Genomic DNA, 15,373 nt, shown 5'->3' on the forward strand with positions numbered 1-15,373 from the left:
GCGGCCGAGGCATCAGGCAGAGGTCTCGGCGCGTTAGTTACACACGTTGACAAACACGGACGCAGACGGGAGGCTTGAGCGGTCCACACCATCGAAGGAGATGCCGTGACCGCAGCCCCCACCGTCCCGTGGCCGACCGACGGCCTGTCGTTCGGCGGCGACTACAGCCCCGAGCAGTGGCCCCGGGAGACCTGGCTCGAGGACGTCCGGCTCATGCGCGAGGCCGGGGTGAACCTGGTCACCGTCGGGGTGTTCTCGTGGGCACTGCTCGAGCGGTCGCCGGGGGACTTCACGTGGGAGTGGCTGGACGACGTCCTCGCGCTGCTGCACGAGAACGGCATCGCGGTGGACCTCGCGACGCCGACCGCTGCCCCGCCGAACTGGCTGCTGACCGCGCACCCGGAGATCCTGCCGGTGGACGCCACGGAACGGCGAGAACGTCCCGGTGGGCGACTCGGGTGGTGCCCGGCCTCCCAGCTGTTCCGGGAGCACGCGCTCCGCATGGTCGACGCGCTGGCCGAGCGGTACGGCCGACACCCGGCGGTGCGGCTCTGGCACGTGAGCAACGAGCTCGGCGGCGGCAACGGCCGGTGCTACTGCGAGGAGTCGGCAGCGGACTTCCGGCACTGGCTCGTTGCGAAGTACGGCGACGTCGAGGCCGCGAACGACGCCTGCGGCACGGCGTTCTGGGGGCACACGTACACCTCGTTCGACGAGGTCTCGCCGCCGCGCGGGGTGGGCGGCGCGCCGAACCCCGGGCTCGCGCTGGACTTCGAGCGGTACTCCTCCGACGCGCTGCTCCGCCAGTACGACGCCGAGAAGGCCGTCATCGAGCAGCACTCGGACGTGCCGGTCACCACGAACTTCATGGTGGGCGCCGGCTCGCAGGTCGTCGACTACGCCGGGTGGGCGAAGCACGTGGCGATCGTCGCGAACGACCACTACACGCTCGTCGACGACGCCCGACGCGAGCAGGACCTCGCGCTGGCCGGTGACCGGATGCGCGGGATGTCGGCGGACCGTCGTCCCTGGCTGCTCATGGAGCACTCGACGGGTGGCCCGAGCTGGCAGCAGCGCAACCGCGCCAAGGAACCCGCGGAGCTCGTCCGGAACGCCCTGGCGCACGTCGCGCACGGGTCCGACGGGGCGCTGTTCTTCCAGTGGCGGGCCTCCACCGCGGGTGCGGAGCAGTTCCACTCGGCGATGCTCCCGCACGCCGGCACCCGCACACGCATCTGGCACGAGGTCCTCGCCCTCGGCCGGGCGCTGCAGGACCTCGCACCCGTGCAGGGCACCCGCGTCGAGCCGGCCCGGGTCGCGATCGTCGTGGACGAGGCCTCCGGGTGGGCCGTGCAGTCGGGGCTCAAGCCGCACCGGGGCCTGCGCTACGGCCGGGAGCTCCGCGCCTGGCACCGCGCGTTCCACGACCGGCAGGTGCTGACGGACGTGGTCCCCGCCGACGCCGACCTGGACGGCTACGACGTGGTCGTCGTGCCGACGATGCTCATCGTCGACGACGTGACCGCCGCGCGGTTGTCCGCCGTGGTGGACCGCGGCGCCAGCTTGATCGTCACGTACCTGTCCGGCGTCGCCGACGAGACCGCGCGCATCCGTACCGGCGGGTACCCGGGAGCGTTCCGCCAGGTGCTCGGCGCCTGGAGCGAGGAGTTCACCCCGCTGCAGCGCGACGAACGCTGGACCCTCGACGACGGCGAGGTCGTCACCGACTGGGCCGAAGCGGTCGTGCTCGAGGACGCCGAGTCCGTGCTCCGGTACACCGACGGCCCGCTCGCGGGCCGGCCCGCCGTCACGCGCCGCGCCGTCGGCGGCGGCGCCTGGTACGTGTCCGCGATGCTCGCGGACGACAGCATCCAACGGCTCGTGGACGGGGTGATCGCGGAGCGGGGGATCCTGCGGACGGTCACCGGGCCTCCCGGCCTGGAGGCGGTGCGTCGCGTCGGCGACGACGGTTCCGCCTTCCTGTTCCTCGTCAACCACCGCGCTGACGACGTCACGGTCGTCGCGTCCGGCACGGACCTGCTCGACGGGTCCGGCCACGGGCCGGACACCATCGTGCCGGCCGGACGCGTCCGCGTGCTGCGCGAGGAGCGGGCCTCGTGACCGTCGTGGAGCGCGAGTCGACAGCCGTCGGTGCACGCGATCGACGTGTGTACGTGCTGCGATCAGCCGGGGTGTCGCTGGTGCTGGCGTCCGCGGCGGACGGGCTGCCCGAGGTGCTGCACTGGGGTCGGGACGTCGGGCCCGTCGCACCGGAGGACGCGGCCGATCTGCTGCTCGCACTCGGCCGGCCGCTCGGGCCGAGTGCGCTGGACGCGCGGTGGCCGCTCACGGTGCTGCCGACCGAGCGCGACGGGTGGGAGGGCCGACCGGGGATCGCCGGGCACGTGGACGGGATGCCGCTCGTGCCGCGGTGGCGCGACGTGGTGGTGATCGGTGACGACGAACGGATCGTCGTGACCGCCGAGTCGGACTCGTTGGCGCTCCGGAGCGAGTTCGCGCTCGACACCGCGGGGGTGCTGCGCGTGCGGCACACGGTGACGAACACGCACGCCGAACCCGTGCACGTGCAGGCGCTCGAGGCGACGCTGCCCGTGGGGGAGCGGATCGCCGAGGTGCTCGACCTGGGCGGACGGTGGACCCGTGAGCGCACACCGCAGCGCCGGGCGGCGACGGCCGGGAGCCACGCGCGGGAGAGTCGTCGCGGGCGGACGGGCCACGACTCGCCGACGCTGCTCGTGCTCGGGACGCCCGGGTTCTCGGACGCCGAGGGTGAGCTGTGGGCGGTGCACCTGGCCTGGAGCGCGGACTCCGTGTACCGGTACGACCAGCTCGCCGAGGCACGACCACTGGTCGGTGCCGGAGAACTGCTGCGCGCCGGCGAGGTCGTGCTCGGCGAGGGGGACTCGTTCGCTTCCCCGGATGCGGTGTTCGTGTGGAGCGACACCGGGATCGACGGGCTGTCCGACCGCCTGCACGACTCGTTGCGCAGCCGTCCGGGGCACCCGCGACGACCCCGGCCCGTGGTGCTCAACACGTGGGAGGCCGTCTACTACCGGCAGGAGCTCGAGCCCCTGGTGGCGCTGGCGGAGACGGCGGCGGACATCGGCGTCGAGCGGTTCGTGCTCGACGACGGGTGGTTCCTCGGCCGGCGGTCGGACTCGACCTCGCTCGGGGACTGGCGCGTCGACCCGACGGTGTGGCCGGACGGGCTGGCACCGCTCGTCGACCGGGTGCGTGCCCTCGGCATGGAGTTCGGGCTGTGGTTCGAGCCCGAGATGGTCAGCCCGGTGTCCGAGCTGGCGGAGGCACACCCCGAGTGGATGCTGCAGCGCCCCGAGGACGACGTCCGCACGTGGCGGAACCAGTACGTGCTCGACATGGCGAACCCACTGGCCCGGCACCACGTGCTCGAGAGCATGTCCCGCGTGATCGGCGAGCACCACGTCGACTTCGTGAAGTGGGACCAGAACCGGGACATCGTGCACGCGGTGCACGCGGGACGCGCCGGCATCGACGCGCACACCCGCGGCGTGTACGCGTTGATGGACGAGCTGCGTGCGCGGCACCCGTGGCTCGAGATCGAGGCGTGCGCGAGCGGCGGTGCCCGGATCGACCTCGGCGTGCTCGAGCGCACCGACCGGGTGTGGCCGTCGGACTCGAACGACGCCTTCGAGCGACTGCCGATCCAGCGCTGGACCGAGGCATTGCTCCCGCTCGAGCTGATCGGCTCGCACGTCGGGCCGGAGATCTCGCACACCACGGGCCGGCACCTCGACCTGGACTTCCGGATGGCGGTGTCGTTGTTCGGCTCGGCCGGCATCGAGACCGACATCACGAAGCTGTCGCCCGAGGAGCTCGACCGGCTCCGGGCCTGGACGGCGCTGTACCGACGGGAGCGCGGGCTGCTGCACTCCGGGCGGCTGCGGCACCTGGACCTCGGGGACCCGGGGACGGTGGCGACGTCGGTCGTGGCCACCGACCGTTCGCGGGCGCTCGTGCGGGTGGCGCGGACGGAGACGGGGCCGAGGTCGTTGCCGGTGCCGCTCCGGGTGCGCGGACTCGACCGGTCGCGGCGCTACCGGCTCGCTCCGGTGTCCGGCCTCGCTGTGCCGCGTGGGCTCGACATGGTGCCGCCGGAGTGGCTCGTGCGCGGACACCTGGAGCTGACCGGCGCCGTGCTCGAGGACGTCGGCGCACGGCTCCCGCTGCTCGCACCCGCGACCGCGATCGTGCTGGAGCTCCGCGCGATCGACTGAGCGCCGTCAGCCGCGCTCCTTCGGCGGGGGAAGCGTTCCCTGACCGGCGACGTGACGGTTCTGGTTCGCGATCCTCGGGGATCGTGAACCAGAACCGTCACGCGTCGAGAGGAAATGTCCGTCCCGGGGCGCTCGGTGTGGGGTGTCGCGCGGTGAACGAGGCGGCGGTGCGGGACGGCCCCTCCGTCCGCGGGCTGCGGTGCTGCGGGCTGCCGGGTTGCGGGTGCAGCGGAGGTGTGCGGGCGTGCTCGGCTGACGGTTCCGGTTCGCGAACCCGGGGGATCGTGAACCGGAACCGTCAGCGGCGCGAGGGAACGTCGCCGTCCCCCCTAGGGCGCCCGAGTCAGGGCAGCAGCGAACCCGCGTGGCGGAGGACGAGCGGGTGGACGAGCTCCTGTGCAGCGATGCCCGGCGCACCCGTCACCGTGAAGGTCACCGACTCGCCGGGGAGCAGGGACACCAGGCCGTCGTCGACGCGGGCGGACGCATCCACGCGATCGGGGAACAGCGAGACGTCGCGCGCGTACGCGGTCGCCGTCACGGTGACCGTTGCGCCGACCTCCGTCGCCGACACCACCGTGGACAGGGGCGAGGGCTCGAGTGCCTGGTCGACGACCTCGGCGAAGTCGTGCACGGTGCGGGTGCCGGCTCCCGTGACGACGAGGACCTCGGAACCGGGGTCGCCCGGTGCCGCGAGCGACGACGGCAGCGGCACCCGGTCGGCATCGGCGGGAGCGGCCGCGAGCATGAACGACGACGACTCGAGCACGGTGCCGTCGAAGGCCACGCGGGAGACCGTGACCTCGTCGGCGACCGGCGCCCCGGACGCGTTGACGAGGACGACGTCCAGACCTCCTTCGCCGTCGCCGTCACCGCCCTGGGCACCGGACGACGGCTGCACGGTGAGCAGCACGGGCTGGTAGGCCTGCCGGACGGCGTACCAGACGGGCTTCCGGATGCCGGCGTGGTCGACGAGGGCCCACGACACCACCGGCCAGTCGTCGTTGAGCTGCCAGACGACCATGCCGGTGTTGTCGGGCGTGCGGGAGCGGAACCACTCCATGCCGAAGCGGATCGCGTGCGCCTGGTTGAGCTGCGCGGCGAAGTGCCAGTCCTCGATGGAGGTCGGCTCGGGCAGGTGCCCGCGCATGCCGTCGGCGAGCTTCCGGTTGCCCCGGTCGGCCTTCTGGTGCACGAGCATCTCGTGGCCGTCCGGGTCGAGGGGCTCGTCGTGCACCACCGCGGTCAGGGTCGACCACGCCGGCGGACCTTGGAACCCGAACTCGGCGACGAACCGCGGCTCCCAGTCGGCGTAGGCGCGGTAGTCGAGGCGGTTCCAGACGTCCCAGATGTGCACGCTGCCGTTCCGCTGGTCGTTCGGCGTCAGGTACTCGTCGAACGAGAACGGGCTGCCCGGCGTGTACGGCCGGGTCGGGTCCAGCTCGGCGACGACCGACGGCAGCAGGGAACGGTAGTAGCCGTTGCCCCAGGTCCGGCCGACGAGCGACGGCCGCCAGCCCCACTCGGCGTAGGCGACGAGGTTCTCGTTGTTGCCGTTCCACACCACGAGTGACGGGTGCGGGCTGAGGCGGGTGACGGCCTCGCGGACCTCGGGCTCGACCTCGTCGGCGAGCCAGGGCTCCTCGGCGTAGGCGGCGCAGGCGAACAGGAAGTCCTGCCAGACGAGCACGCCGAGCTCGTCGCACCGGTCGTACAGGTCGTCGGACTCGTAGATGCCGCCGCCCCAGATGCGGAGCAGGTTCATGTTCGCGTCGATCGCGTCCTGGATCCGGTCCGCGTAGCGCGCGGGCGTCATCTCGGTCAGGTAGGCGTGGTCGGGGATCCAGTTCGCGCCGCGCACCATGACGGGACGGCCGTTCACGCGGAGCAGGAACGGTGCCCCGCCGGCGTCGGCGGCGGTGTCGAGCGTGACGGTGCGGAAGCCGACGCGGCCGGTCCAGACGTCGTCGCCGACCTCGACCCGGACGTCGTACAGCGGCTGGTCGCCCTCGCCGCGGGGCCACCAGACGGCGACGTCGGGGACCTCGAGGCGGACGGTCGCGGCGCCGTCGACGACGGGACGTGCGCCGACGACCCGGCCGGCGGTGTCGGATACCGTGTGTCCTGCGGACGCGGGGTGCGGGGCCAGGGTGATCCGGGCCTCCAGGCCGGTGCCCGCGGAACCGTCCGCGGACTCGACGGGCGCGCTGCCGATGGCCTGCGAGAAGGAGCCGGTGGAGCCGGCGTGCTCGACGTCGACGTGGGCCGTCAGCACCCCGGTGGTGCCGTCGAGGTCGACGAGCGGGCGGACGGCCGCGATGCGGACGCCGCTCCAGGACTCGATGCCGATCGACTTCCAGATGCCGCTCGTGGCGACGTCGACGCCCCAGTCCCACCCGAAGTTCGACGCGTTCTTGCGGAGTGCGTTGTAGGGGTGGTGGTTGACGTGCGGCAGCTCGCCGCCGTGCAGGGCGGACAGGCGCTCGGCTGCGGGGACGGGCGCGTCGAACGTGACGACGAGCTCGTTCGTGCCCGGTCGGAGCAGGTGCCCGACGGGGAACCGGTACGAGCGGTGCTGGTTGGCGGTGGTCGCGACGACGATGCCGTTGAGCTCGATCGTGGCGAGGGTGTCGAGGCCCTCGGCGACGAGGTCGTGGCGGGTCTCGTCCGGCGCGGTCCACTCGAACGTGCGGCGGTAGCGCCAGACGGTGTCCCCGATCCACTGCGTGGCGGCCTCGCCGTCACCGTCGAACGGGTCGGGGATCCGGCCGGCCCGCAGCAGGTCGGTGTGCACGCAGCCGGGGACCTGTGCCTCGACCGGTTCGCGGTGCTCCGCCGACTGCTCGGGCCCGGTCACCGCCTCGAGGGTCCACGTGCCGTCCAGGGTGGTCCGCTCCATTGCGTCTCCTCATCGTTACGGGGCCGTGACCCGACCCCTTGACCGCCTTAGTTTACGCGTGTAACAATCACGCTCACAACGTGGACCCTGCGACGACGCAGACCGAGAGGACAACGATGTTCAACCCAACCCGTTCACGGCTCGCCATCGGCGGCGCCGTTCTCCTCGCAGCCGGCCTCGCGCTCAGCGGCTGCAGCTCCAGCGGCACCGCCAGCACGAACGACGCCGCTGCCTCGACCCTGGTGGCGTACACCGGCCAGTCCGGCGACTACCAGATCAACTTCAACCCGTGGTCGCCGTCCAACATCGGCGGCGTGGGCACGATCTACGAGTCGCTCTTCTTCATCACCAACGTCAACACGAAGGACCCGAAGCCGCTGCTCGGCAAGTCCTACGAGTGGAACGACGACGGCACGCAGCTCACCATCACGCTGCGCGACGGAGCCACCTGGAGCGACGGCGAGCCCTTCACCTCGAAGGACGTCGTGTTCACGCTCGACATGCTCAAGAAGCAGAAGGCCCTGAACTCGATCGGCTACGACGGCACCGCGAAGGCCGACGGCGACGACAAGGTGGTCGTCTCGTTCGACAAGCCGTCGTTCGTGCTCGGCCCGAACCTGCTCGGCAAGACCTGGATCGTGCCCGAGCACCTGTGGAAGGACATCGACCCGACCACCGACGTCGTGCGCGAGCCCGTCGGCACCGGCCCGTACACGCTCGGCACCTTCAAGGCGCAGGCGTTCACCCTCGAGGCGAACAAGAAGTACTGGGACGGCGCCCCGGCCGTGAAGACCATCCGCTACCTGTCGCTCTCCGGCAACACCGCCGGCGCCGACGCACTGAAGCAGGGGTCGATCGACTGGCAGACCGGCCCGGTGCCGAACATGGACGACATCCCCGCGAACTACAACGGCTACGACGGCATCACCGTCGGCCAGAACCAGATGGCCCTGCTGACCTGCGCGAACACCGACCTGGGCTGCGCCGGCCCGCAGACCGACCCGGCCGTCCGCCACGCGATCGCCGATGCCATCAACCGCAAGCAGCTCAACTCGCTGGCGTTCGAGAACACCGCGAGCGAGATCTCGCCGACCTTCGCGCTCACCACGACGCAGAAGGACACCATCTCGAAGGACATCGAGCCCGCCGTGATGCCGGAGACCGCCGACACCGATGCGGCCGCCTCGACCCTCGAGGACGCCGGGTGGAAGAAGGGCTCCGACGGCATCTACGCCAAGGACGGCAAGAAGCTGTCCCTGACGGTCGAGGTCGTCACCGGGTGGACCGACTACATCACCGCGATCGACACGATGACGCAGCAGCTCAAGGCCGCGGGCATCGAGCTCAAGGCGCAGCAGTCGTCGTGGAACGAGTGGACCGACAAGAAGACCAAGGGCAACTTCGAGCTCGCGATCGACTCGCTCGGCCAGGGCCCGACGGCGAACCCGTACTACCTGTACAACAACTACTTCACGACGGCCAACACCGCGAAGGTCGGTGAAGCGGCCCCGATGAACATCTCGCGGTACAGCAACCCCGACGTCGACAAGGCCATCGCGAAGCTCGCCACGATCAACCCCGAGGACACCGCGGCGACCCAGCCCGAGCTCGACACGATCCAGGAGCACATCGTCGAGGACCTGCCCTACATCCCCGTGATGACCGGCGGCACGACGAGCGAGTTCCACGCGGCGAAGTTCACCGGCTGGCCGACGGAGGACGACCTGTACGCGTTCCCGGCGGTCTGGGCGAGCCCGGACAACGCCGAGATCTTCAAGGCGCTCAAGCCGGCGAAGGGCTGACACCGATGGGATCGCGACCGAGGGGCACTCGACGATGACCTACTTCCTGCGCAAGATCGGCTTCTACGTCGTCGCACTGTGGGCGGCCCTGACGCTGAACTTCATCATCCCCAGGCTCCTACCCGGCAACCCGGTGGACATCCTGCTCGCCAAGCTCCAGCAGCGCGGCGGGCAGGTGACCCCGGCGACCCGGGAGGCGTACGAGCTGCTCCTCGGTGGCGATTCCTCGGAGCCGCTCATCTCCCAGTACGGCCACTACCTGGTCAACGTGTTCCGCGGTGACCTCGGCGTGTCCGTCAGTTACTTCCCGGCACCCGTCACCGAGGTGATCGGCAGTTCGCTGCCGTGGACCATCGCCCTGGTCGGGATCGCCACCATCGTGGCCGCGATCATCGGCGTCGGCCTCGGGGCCTTCGTCGGGTGGCGGCCCGGCACCTGGCTCGACTCGTTCGTGCCGGCCACCACCCTGCTCGCCGCGGTGCCGTACTTCTGGCTCGCGCTGATCCTGGTGTACTTCTTCGCCACCGGGCTCCACCTGTTCCCGGCGCAGGGCGGCTACGACGTCATCCTGACGCCCGGGTTCAACTGGGACTTCATCGTCTCGGCGGTGCAGTACGGAGTGCTGCCGGCGGTGACGATCGTGCTCGCGTCGCTCGGCGGCTGGCTGCTCGGCATGCGCAACATGATGGTGTCGACGCTGTCCGAGGACTACATCACCACCGCGCAGGCGAAGGGCCTGTCCGACGGCAAGATCCTGCGGAACTACGCCGCCCGGAACGCCGTGCTGCCGTCCGTCGCCGGGTTCGCGATCTCCCTCGGGTTCATCGTGTCCGGCTCCGTCGTCACCGAGCAGGTGTTCTCGTACCCGGGCATCGGGTCGAAGCTGCTGTCCGCGGTGACGAACAACGACTACGCGCTCATGCAGGGCATCTTCCTGTTCATCACCCTGGCGGTCCTCGGCGCGAACCTCGTCGTCGACCTGCTGTACGGACTGATCGACCCGCGCACGCGGGCCCGGAGCTAGGGGAGGAGACGACCATGACCAACATCCAGCAGGAGACCGAGCCCACCATCGGCGCACTGACCGAGGAGGCCGACAGCACCACGTCGATCGCCACCCGGCGCGCGTCGAAGGGCGGCATCCGCAGGTTCCTCCCGACGCTCACGCCGTGGCTCGTCACGGGCATCGCGCTCGTCGCCGGCGTCACACTGTTCGGGGTGATCGGACCGCTGCTCGTCGGCGACCCGACCACCATCCGCGACACCGGGCTGCAGGGACCGAGCGGCTCGAACGTCCTCGGCACCACCCAGACCGGTCAGGACGTCCTGGCCCAGCTCGCCTTCGCCACCCGGGGCAGCCTGCAGATCGGGCTCATCGTCGGCGTCCTCGCCACGGTGCTGTCCGCGTTCTTCGGCATCCTCGGCGCCTACCTGGGCGGGATCATGGACGAGGCGTTCTCGCTGTTCTCGAACGTGTTCCTCGTCATCCCCGGCCTGCCGCTCGTCATCGTCATCTCCGGCCTGGTGCCGCGTGAGGCCCGAGGGCTCTGGACCATCGCGGTCGTCCTGGCGATCACGTCGTGGGCCGGGTCCGCCCGGGTGCTGCGGGCGCAGACGATGTCGATCCGCAACCGCGACTACGTGTCCGCCGCCCGGGTCGCCGGCGAACGGCCCTGGCGGGTCATCGCCGTCGAGATCCTGCCGAACCTGCTGCCGGTGCTCGCGTCGCAGTTCGTGTTCGCGGTGATCGCCGCGATCCTCGGGGAGGCGGGGCTGTCGTTCCTCGGGCTCGGGGCGTCGAACTCCTCGACGCTCGGCACCATGCTCTTCTACGCCCAGAACGGCTTCGCGCTGGCGAACGGCGCCTGGTGGTGGTTCGTGCCGCCGGGCCTGCTCATCGCCCTGCTCGGCATGGGCCTGTCCCTGGTGAACTTCTCGATCGACGAGGTCATCAACCCGCGACTCGCGAACGTGCGTGCGCAGCGACGGCGCGACCGTCGTGCGAAGCGTGCGGCCCGCTCGGGAGGCCCGGCCCGCGTCGCCACCGCCGGTCACGACACGAAGGGGGTCGCCCGATGAGCGCCACCGACACCGCACGACCGGTCACCTCCGACGTCACGGGCGACGGCCGCCGGCCGGCCGTGCTGACCATCGACCACCTCGACGTCGTCTACGAGACCGAGCACCCCGTGCACGCCGTCAAGGACGTCTCGCTCACCCTGGCACCCGGCGAGATCCTCGGGCTCGCGGGGGAGTCGGGCTGCGGCAAGACGACCCTGGCGTACGCCATCACCCGGCTGCACCGGCCGCCGGCGAAGGTCACATCGGGCAGCATCACGTTCCACGACCGGGACGGCACCGACGTCGACCTGCTCGGCCTGCCGCACGAGCAGCTCCGGGCAGTGCGGTGGTCGAAGCTGTCGATGGTGTTCCAGGGAGCGATGAACGCGCTCAACCCGGTCACCACGATCCGCGCCCAGCTCGACGATGCCCTGGTCGAACACCGCAAGGGCCTGCCGCGCAAGGAACGTCGGGCGATCGCCGAGGACGCCCTGCGCCGCGTCGGCGTGGACCCGTCCCGCATCACCGCGTACCCGCACGAGCTCTCGGGCGGCATGCGGCAGCGCGTGATGATCGCGATGGCCATGCTGCTCGAACCGCAGATCATGATCATGGACGAGCCGACCACCGCGCTCGACGTCGTGGTGCAGCGGGAGATCCTGCGCGAGATCGTCCGACTGCGGGACGAGCTCGGGTTCGCCGTCGTGTTCATCACGCACGACCTGCCACTGCTGCTCGAGATCAGCGACCGGATCGCGATCATGCTCCGCGGCGAGGTCGTCGAGTGCGACCGAGCCAGCGTGATCCAGCACGACCCGCAGCACCCGTACACGCGGAAGCTGCTGCAGTCGTTCCCGAGCCTGTCCGGAGCCCGCGGCGCGTTCATCCGCACCGGGGTCGAGGACGGCGCCGAACCCGAGACCGACACCCGGGCCGTCGTGGTCCAGGCAGCACAGGAGACGGACCGATGACCAGTGTGACCGTCAGCCACCTCGGCAAGGACTTCCACACCCGCAAGGGCCTGAAGCGCACCACCCTGCGGGCCGTCGACGACGTGTCGTTCGACCTGCTGCCCGGCCGGACCGTCGCGCTCGTGGGGGAGTCCGGCTCGGGCAAGTCCACCATCGCGCGGATGCTCGCCAAGCTCGAGACCCGGACGCGCGGCTCGATCGACGTGCGGCTCGAGGACGGCACCCCCGTCGAGGGCAGCATGTACCGGCGGCACGTGCAGATGGTGTTCCAGGACCCGTTCGCCTCGCTCAACCCGTTCCACTCGATCGAGCACCACATCGCCCGGCCGCTGCAGCTGCACCACCGGGCCCGCGGCGCCGACGAGACCGCCGACAAGGTGCGGGAACTGCTCGGCCGGGTGAACCTCGACGAGGACTTCGCGTCGCGGCGGCCGCACGAGCTCTCCGGCGGGCAGCGGCAGCGCGTCGCCATCGCCCGCGCACTCGCCCCGGGCGCGCAGGTGCTCATCGCCGACGAACCCGTGTCGATGCTCGACGTCTCGATCCGCCTGAGCGTGCTCAACCTGCTCGGTCGGCTGCAGCGCGAGGACGAGCTCGCCGTGCTCTACATCACGCACGACCTGGCGACCGCGCGGCACTTCTCCGACGAGATCCTCGTGCTCTACCGCGGCCGGGTCGTCGAGCGGGGTCCGTCGGACGCCGTCATCCTCGACCCGCACCACGACTACACCCGGCTGCTCGCCGAGGCCGCCCCCGACCCGGAGCGCATCGAGCGCCGGATCACCGCGGGGCCGCCGCTCGACCGGACGAAGATCGACAACACCACCTGCTACGACCACACGGTCGGGGACTGGGTGTCGAGCGAGCCCGCACCGGTCGGGGCGCGATGAGCGACGGGTCGACGTTCGTCGACTGGGTCACCGACGGGTTCGCGGCACGGTTCCGGGTCGGTGCGGACCAGCCCGCGGCGCTCGTGTCGTTCGTGCCGAGCGGCGGAGTGCTCGCCGACGGGCCGGACGACCCGCAGCCGCTCGTCGAGCTGACGACGATCGGGCACGGGCGGTTCCCGGGTGGGTTCCGGCACGTGGACTCCACGATCGGGGCTCGACTGCGCCCCGTGTCGCACCACGTGCACGACGACGGGACCGACCTGTGGTTCCGGATCGTGCAGGCGGACGCGGCCACGGGCCTCCAGGCCGAGTCGGTGTTCCGGGCGCGCGCCGGCGTGCCCGCGTTCCAGACGTGGACCGAGGTGTCGGCCGAGCACGGTGAGCACGTCATCGACTCCGTGTCGTCGTTCGCGACCGGGGCGTTCCTGACCGACTCGGGCGCCACCGTCGACGAGCTCTCCCTCGTGCACGCCGACAACGACTGGGCAGCGGAGAGCCGGTGGCGGACCGATCCGCTGCGATCGATCGGGCTCGCGCGCATCGACCGGGAGGCCCAGCACCACCCGCCCCGCAGCCGCGCCGTCGTGCAGAACCGCGGCTCGTGGTCGACCGGTGAGGCGCTGCCGATCGGGGTGCTGCGGGCGGAGGGCGCTGTGTCGCTTCCGTACGCACTCGTCTGGCAGGTCGAGCACAACGGGCCGTGGCTGTACGAGCTCGGCGAGACCCGGCGGCACGCGTACGTGCTGCTCAGCGGCCCCACCGACCAGGAACACCAGTGGACCACCGTCGTCACGCCGGAGCAGCCGTTCACCTCGGTGCCGGTGTCCGTCGGCATCGCCGGGTCGATCGACGACGCCTTCGGGGTGCTCACCCGGCAGCGTCGGGCGTTCCGGCACGTGCGGGAGGCCGACCGTGCCCTGCCCCTGGTGTTCAACGACTACATGAACACGCTCATGGGCGACCCGACCACCGAGAAGCTCCTGCCGCTGATCGACGCGGCCGCCGACGCCGGAGCGGACCTGTTCTGCATCGACGCCGGCTGGTACGCCGAGGGGCACTGGTGGGACACCGTCGGAGCGTGGGAGGAAGCGGCGTCGCGGTTCCCGACGGGGCTCGGGGCCGTCATCGACCACATCCGTGCGCGCGGCATGCAGGCCGGCCTCTGGCTCGAACCCGAGGTCATCGGCATCCACTCGCCGCTGGCTTCGACCCTGCCGTCGTCCGCGTTCGTCGAGCACCACGGGGTCCGGGTCGCGGAGCACGGGCGGCACCTGCTCGACCTGCGCTCGCCGGAGGCCCGCGCACACCTCGACTCGGTGGTCGACCGGCTCGTCGGAGAGCTCGGGGTGACGTTCTTCAAGATGGACAACAACACGATGACCGGGTCGTTCGCCGGGATGCTCGACCACGAGCGTGCGCTGCTCGACTGGCTCGACGCGGTGCAGGAGCGGTACCCGGCACTGCTCATCGAGAACTGCGCCTCGGGAGCGATGCGCGCCGACTGGGCCATGCTGTCCCGCCTGCACATGCAGTCGACGTCGGACCAGCAGGACCCGGTGTTGTCCGCCACGATCGCCGCCGCCGCTCCCGCTGCGATGCTGCCCGAACAGGCGGGGAACTGGGCGTACCCGGCGCCGACGATGGACCCGGAGCTGTTCACGCTGTCGCTCGTGAACGGGGTGCTCGGGCGGATGTACCTGTCCGGGTACCTGAACGAGATGTCGTCGTCGCAGCGGGCGGTGGTCGGTGACGCTGTCGCGGCACACCGGCAGATCCTGGACGTCGTCGAGGCGTCCGTCCCGGTCTGGCCCCTCGGGCTGCCCGCCTGGGAGGACCCCTGGACCGCACTCGGTCTGCACGCCGCCTCGGGCGACCTGTACCTGTCGGTGTGGTCGCTGCCCGGTGCGTCGGCGTCAGCGTCGGTGTCGTTGCCGTTGCCGGCGTTCGCCGGGCAGGCGGTGGTCGTCGAGCCGCTGTTCCCGACGGCACTCGGGTCGTGGTCCGTGGCGTGGGACGCCGCTTCGGGCTCGCTCGAGGTCGCGAACGGTGGATCGACCCCCACAGCGCGGGTGCTCCGCGTCCGGTCGCAGGAGGCGGACGCGGGGGCCTGAGCGGGCGCGCGTCGCGATGGCAGGGCGCGTGCTGGAGCGGACGGGAGGCACGGTGCGGGCAGGCACCGTGCCTCGCGTTTCGTCGGTGGTCGCGTCCACGGCGGGGGGGGGGGGGGGGGGGGCGCAGGACGGGATCCCCGCTCGTGCACGTCGGCGGGATGCTCCTGGCGACGTTCGCCGCACTGCTGGAGACCAGGCTGTTCGTCGTGACAGCGGTCGCCATCGTGCTCGCGTTCGTCCTCATCGTCACGTCGGTCTTCCTCTTCGTGCTCGGGGTGCCACGGTGGATGACACCCCGCTGGTACCGCGACGTGCTCGACCAGCGGTGAGCGACAGAAGCTCGCCCGCGCGCGCCGGACTCG

The 15,373-nt window shown here is 71.3% G+C and carries 10 protein-coding genes; 9 read left to right on the forward strand and 1 reads right to left on the reverse strand.

All coding sequences use genetic code 11. The features are described 5' to 3' along the window. The first annotated feature begins 105 nt into the window (after positions 1-105). Both DEJ29_RS06675 and DEJ29_RS06680 read left to right on the forward strand, forming a co-directional pair. Positions 106-2,121, forward strand: a complete 2,016-nt coding sequence (locus DEJ29_RS06675; RefSeq protein ID WP_111096099.1) for a beta-galactosidase — start codon at positions 106-108, stop codon at positions 2,119-2,121. Further along, positions 2,118-4,277 carry an alpha-galactosidase gene (locus DEJ29_RS06680; RefSeq protein WP_258376042.1) on the forward strand — a complete coding sequence of 720 codons (2,160 nt, stop codon included), beginning with the start codon at positions 2,118-2,120 and terminating at the stop codon, positions 4,275-4,277. Before DEJ29_RS06675 ends, DEJ29_RS06680 begins: the two co-directional genes overlap by 4 nt. A gap of 343 nt (positions 4,278-4,620) precedes the next feature. Here DEJ29_RS06680 and DEJ29_RS06685 read toward each other — a convergent pair whose 3' ends face one another. Next, the gene (locus DEJ29_RS06685; RefSeq protein WP_111096098.1) at positions 4,621-7,176 is read right to left on the reverse strand and encodes a glycoside hydrolase family 2 protein; all 2,556 of its coding nucleotides are present in this window, start codon (positions 7,174-7,176) and stop codon (positions 4,621-4,623) included. A gap of 116 nt (positions 7,177-7,292) precedes the next feature. Here DEJ29_RS06685 and DEJ29_RS06690 point away from each other — a divergent pair, with 116 nt between their 5' ends. From DEJ29_RS06690 to DEJ29_RS06720, 7 genes are all read left to right on the forward strand, one after another. Next, the gene (locus DEJ29_RS06690) at positions 7,293-8,978 is read left to right on the forward strand and encodes an ABC transporter substrate-binding protein (protein WP_111055607.1); all 1,686 of its coding nucleotides are present in this window, start codon (positions 7,293-7,295) and stop codon (positions 8,976-8,978) included. A 34-nt stretch (positions 8,979-9,012) separates the two neighbouring features. Next, on the forward strand, positions 9,013-10,002 hold the full coding sequence (locus DEJ29_RS06695; protein WP_071247140.1) for an ABC transporter permease: 990 nt from the start codon (positions 9,013-9,015) through the stop codon (positions 10,000-10,002). Between the two features lie 14 nt (positions 10,003-10,016). After that, positions 10,017-11,057 (forward strand): ABC transporter permease, encoded by a 1,041-nt coding sequence (locus tag DEJ29_RS06700; RefSeq protein WP_111023919.1) that lies wholly within the window; start codon positions 10,017-10,019, stop codon positions 11,055-11,057. Further along, positions 11,054-12,010 carry an ABC transporter ATP-binding protein gene (locus DEJ29_RS06705; protein WP_111055606.1) on the forward strand — a complete coding sequence of 319 codons (957 nt, stop codon included), beginning with the start codon at positions 11,054-11,056 and terminating at the stop codon, positions 12,008-12,010. The genes DEJ29_RS06700 and DEJ29_RS06705 overlap by 4 nt, the downstream gene beginning before the upstream one ends. Further along, the gene (locus tag DEJ29_RS06710; RefSeq protein WP_110865154.1) at positions 12,007-12,900 is read left to right on the forward strand and encodes an ABC transporter ATP-binding protein; all 894 of its coding nucleotides are present in this window, start codon (positions 12,007-12,009) and stop codon (positions 12,898-12,900) included. The genes DEJ29_RS06705 and DEJ29_RS06710 overlap by 4 nt, the downstream gene beginning before the upstream one ends. After that, positions 12,897-15,011, forward strand: a complete 2,115-nt coding sequence (locus DEJ29_RS06715) for a glycoside hydrolase family 36 protein (RefSeq protein ID WP_111096097.1) — start codon at positions 12,897-12,899, stop codon at positions 15,009-15,011. The genes DEJ29_RS06710 and DEJ29_RS06715 overlap by 4 nt, the downstream gene beginning before the upstream one ends. Before the next feature lie 143 nt (positions 15,012-15,154). Further along, entirely contained in the window at positions 15,155-15,340 is a 186-nt protein-coding gene (locus tag DEJ29_RS06720) for a hypothetical protein (RefSeq protein WP_111095097.1), read from the forward strand. Positions 15,341-15,373: the final 33 nt, after the last annotated feature.

The organism is Curtobacterium sp. MCPF17_021 (genome assembly GCF_003234605.2).
In the GTDB taxonomy this organism is placed as follows: Bacteria; Actinomycetota; Actinomycetes; order Actinomycetales; family Microbacteriaceae; genus Curtobacterium; species Curtobacterium flaccumfaciens.